This window comes from Pseudoalteromonas sp. TAE79 (assembly GCF_000498015.1).
Classification (GTDB): domain Bacteria; phylum Pseudomonadota; class Gammaproteobacteria; order Enterobacterales; family Alteromonadaceae; genus Pseudoalteromonas.
Window position 1 is genome coordinate 1 of sequence record NZ_AUTL01000003.1, and the last position, 4137, is coordinate 4137.

Consider the following 4137-nt stretch of genomic DNA (forward strand, 5'->3'; position numbering starts at 1 on the left):
GGCAGCCGTATGGCTCCGGGTTATCGTCGGCAAAATTTGCACTGCCACAAACTTGTTTAATAGCGCTTTCGTGATATTTAGACTGTCCAACGCTACCACCTTGCGCCTTTAGTTTATCCATTTCAAAGTGACGCATGTGAGATCCTCGTAATGGCAATGTTGTTATTGTTGCTTGCTTGCGGCTCACAAAACTCAATACCAATGCGTTGTAATAAGTTTTTGCTTACCGTGGTGCGGTAATGCGCACTGCTTCTTACATCGCTCATGGGCGTAAAGTCATCGTTAATAGCCGTTGCTGCGTCTATAAAGCTACTTACTTGTAACGATTGAGATATCAGCTTTTGCTCAATATGCTGCGCGCGCTTAGGAATAGCTGCCATACCGCCCATAGCGCAGCGGGCTTGAGTAATCATGTTTTGTGAATGCTCTATAGCAAGTACCAAACAAACGGTAGATATATCGTCTTCAAAGCGTTTTGATATTTTATGACACGCCAGTTTTAGTGACTCTGGGCGCTTTGGGATGGTGAACTTGCTAATTACTTCATCGCTTTTAAGAACTGTTTTTTTGTAATCAATAAAGTAGTCGGCAACTTTTATAGTGCGCGTACCAGCGCTGCTTAATAAATCCATTGATGCATTAAGAGCGATTAAAAGGGGAGCTGGATCGCCAATAGGAGAGGCATTCCCTATGCTGCCACCAAGTGTGCCGCTGTTACGTACTTGGCTTGATCCTAAGCGTTCAAATAGCTCTTTTGACTCTGGGTAATGGTTATAAAATGCCTCAACAAATTGGCTATAAGGTAGCGCTGCACCTATGTGTAACTCACCGTTATTATCTGCCAAGGTGCAAAGATCCTTTACTTGGCTAAGGGAGATAATTACATCCGGTAAGAGCATGTTTTGGCTAAGCTCAATGGCAAAGTCGGTGCCACCAGCAACTAAATGTGCATAAGGATAAAGCGCTTTTAGCTCAACAAGTTGTTGGGCAGTTTGTGGTAAGTAAAATTTGCGAGGACCATTTTTTAAAAATGGAATATCGTCATCATATTGCGTATTAAGTGATGCTTTAAATTGAGCGGCCATTGCTGAGTACGGTTCAGCTTTACGTTCATAGCTATAGGCTTTTTCGGCTGCAAGTAATATAGGGCTATAACCTGTACAACGGCATAAGTTACCGCCAAGTGCATGAATAACCGCTTTTTTACCAGGGTACGTTGGCTCATTAATATAAAGAGCCAACAAACTCATTATTATACCGGGCGTACAAAAACCACATTGCGAACCATGACACTCCACCAGTGCACGTTGTACGGGGTGTAAATCGGTTAAGTTTGGGTATAAACCAGTAGTCACAGCTTCTACCGTTACTATATGTTTTGCATGCGCATTACCTAATAACAATAAACAGCTGTTCATTGTTTTGTATTGCCAACTAGCTTCCCCGTTTGCATTTATACGCTCTTCACCCACTAAAATTGTGCACGCGCCACAGTCGCCAGTTGCACAGCCTTCTTTGGTGCCCACTTTCCCTTTTTTGGTGCGAAGCCAGTCCAAAATGGTGAGACTTGGCGAGCATTCTTGTACTTCAATTGGTGTGTTATTTAATAAAAATTGAATCACACAGACCCCCTTAATTTTTATAAAGCCCTGATACATAAAGGCTTGGCGTATGTTTTTTCTTGTTGTTTGCGCACGGGTAACAAAAATACTTTTTAATCTTTAATTAGCTTATTGCAGTTACTATGCCATTGTTGACCGCTTGGTCAGTTAAGGGCGGTTGGGTTAAATTATCGAGGTATAGGTAATAACGGAGTCGCTTTAAAAATAAGGCACGGTGAAGCGAATGCTTTTACTATTTAAATCTAAAGGGGGAAATAGGGCTGGTAAAAGCACATTAATGAAAATGCTTTATGGTGTGGTTAAACCTGACCAAGGGGACATGTTTTTTAATGGCCGTATAATACCAATCAACAATGAAAAATTAGGGTAGGTGTCAGCGTTATTTTTTTATGTAACTCTGCAAGTTGGATAGGTATTAGCCTATTAATCTTTGAGTCAATTTTTGTAGGCTATCTTGCTTATTTTGAGTGGATAAATAGCGCTAGCTTAATTTATGAGCCTACTTATAAACAACGTGTAAAAAATACCTACTTTTAAAATAATTACCTTCTCAAATATTACCTTTCATAAAACCTAACCTCAAACTGCATTCAGTGTGAATTACAGCGTTGTTTTTAAATGTAATTTTTAAAGTTAATTCAACTTTTAAGGGATGTTTTTTGGCACGTAAGTTGAAACTACTCCTTATAAATTTTAAAAAGGAATTACCATGACTGCTGAATACTTTATGGTACTAGGATTACTCGGTGTCGCATTTTTTGCTGTTGCAGGGGCATTGCTTGGGTATGAAAAAAACATTAGTGGCTTTGGCGTAGTAGTGGTGGCAACCGTTACAGCATTAGGGGGCGGTACCCTCAGAGATATACTTTTAAACAAACCGGTATTTTGGATTGCTACCCCAGAGTATTTATATTCGACCTATGGGGCCGTTATAGCAACAATTGCATTTATTCGATATTTACCGCGCGTTAATAATTACTACTTTTTATTAGTAGACGCTGTTGGTATGGCGTTATTTAATATTATGGGGATAGAAAAAGCACTCATTAATGGCTCTGGCATGGTGGTCGCAATTACCATGGGCATTACTACAGGTATATTTGGTGGTTTAATACGCGACGTAATTTGCCGTGAGGTGCCAACTGTTATGCGCAGCGAACCTTACGCCTCTGCGTGTTTAGCGGGTGGTGCAGTTTATGCCGCTTTATTTAGCCTTAATGTAGATTACATTTGGTGTATTTTAGGGTCATTTTTCACGACTATTTTTTTAAGATTAGGCTCTTTGCATTGGGGTTGGCATTTAACTATTTTCAGAAAAAAAGACTTCAGAGATCAAAGCGACTAATTTTAGCTACGAGTAGCCCGCGTTTGCATGTAGTACTCGTAATTATTCTCATCCGTTATAGTAAAACCCAGCCGCTTATAAAGTCCTAATGCTGGGTTGTTTTTAAGCACAGTGAGTTTAATAGGTTTTGACTGCGCACTTGTAATAACTTGTTCAATAACCGCTTTCCCATACCCTTTATTTTGATGCAGTGGATGTATTTGTAATTGCATTATTTCAACGTATTGAGCGTACGTTTGGTATTTTAAAGTACCAATTGGTACCTCATTTATAACTATAAGATAGGAGCAGTTATATTGGTCATCAAGCCTTAAAACATGCTGTTGCTCAGTTAAAAATAACCCGGCATTTTCTAAGTGTTCAACCATAGTCAGTTTTCTGAGGCTTAATAAGTAGTCTCGGTCTGAATATGCTGCCTTTATGAATTTAAAAACCATAGTGCTCCCTTGCAACAGCCTCAATGTTTATATTTGTAGAACTAACCAAAACAAGTGCGCAGTATTAAATGTGCAAGCCAAACTAACAAAGGCAATACTACCAATACCCAAGTGCTTTCCACCAAAGCCCGCCAATAATTCCCCATACACTTAAATTAATAACGCTCATTATAAGGCCCATTACCCACCAGTCTTTTAATGATACATAGCCTGAGCCAAACACTATGGGAGAGGTGCCTGTTGCGTAATGCGTTAACGACATCATGAGTGATGAAGCGCCAGCTAATAGTAAACCTAAAAATAAAGGCGGAGCGCCAAGCGCTAAACCTGCGGCGTAAAATGCGGCAAACATAGCAGTAATATGTGCTGTAGTACTGGCAAAAAAGTAATGAGCATAAAAATACACAGCTACCAATATAATGGCCGATACAATCCAGTCAAAGCCCAGTTGCGCAATGTTGCTCTCAACAAGTGTTGAAAACCACGTTACCAAACCTAGTTTATTTAAAAAAGTGGCCATCATTACTAATGCTGAAAACCAAACAACGGTATCCCACGCAGACTTTTCTTTAAGTACATCGTCCCAGCTTAATACACCAGTCACTAATAAAACCGACAAACCTAAAAAAGCCACTGCGGTTGTGTTAACCGCGTAGTCAGCCCCTAAAATCATTGCGGGTACGCCGGCCCATAAAACAAGCAGCATAGCAAAAACACCCACCATTATTTTTTC

General features: G+C 40.0%; 5 protein-coding genes. 2 read left to right on the plus strand and 3 right to left on the minus strand.

The genetic code is table 11. The features are described 5' to 3' along the window. Nucleotides 1-122: 122 nt before the first annotated feature. A complete protein-coding gene (gene xdhA, locus L655_RS0100030; RefSeq protein ID WP_024603672.1) occupies nucleotides 123-1622 on the minus strand; it encodes a xanthine dehydrogenase small subunit in 1500 nt (499 codons plus the stop codon). Nucleotides 1623-1905: 283 nt separating this feature from the next. On the opposite strand from xdhA, the gene L655_RS1000000127750 reads away from it, so the two are divergent. Both L655_RS1000000127750 and L655_RS0100040 read left to right on the plus strand, forming a co-directional pair. Further along, on the plus strand, nucleotides 1906-1992 hold the full coding sequence (locus L655_RS1000000127750; protein ID WP_241764416.1) for a hypothetical protein: 87 nt from the start codon (nucleotides 1906-1908) through the stop codon (nucleotides 1990-1992). A gap of 339 nt (nucleotides 1993-2331) precedes the next feature. Then, the gene (locus tag L655_RS0100040; RefSeq protein WP_004334621.1) at nucleotides 2332-2967 is read left to right on the plus strand and encodes a trimeric intracellular cation channel family protein; all 636 of its coding nucleotides are present in this window, start codon (nucleotides 2332-2334) and stop codon (nucleotides 2965-2967) included. A gap of 2 nt (nucleotides 2968-2969) precedes the next feature. Here L655_RS0100040 and L655_RS0100045 read toward each other — a convergent pair whose 3' ends face one another. Both L655_RS0100045 and L655_RS0100050 read right to left on the minus strand, forming a co-directional pair. Further along, nucleotides 2970-3404, minus strand: coding sequence for a GNAT family N-acetyltransferase (locus L655_RS0100045; RefSeq protein ID WP_024603674.1), 435 nt, complete (start codon nucleotides 3402-3404; stop codon nucleotides 2970-2972). Between the two features lie 97 nt (nucleotides 3405-3501). After that, a partial coding sequence (locus L655_RS0100050) for an anion permease (RefSeq protein ID WP_024603675.1) occupies nucleotides 3502-4137 on the minus strand: 636 nt, incomplete at its 5' end.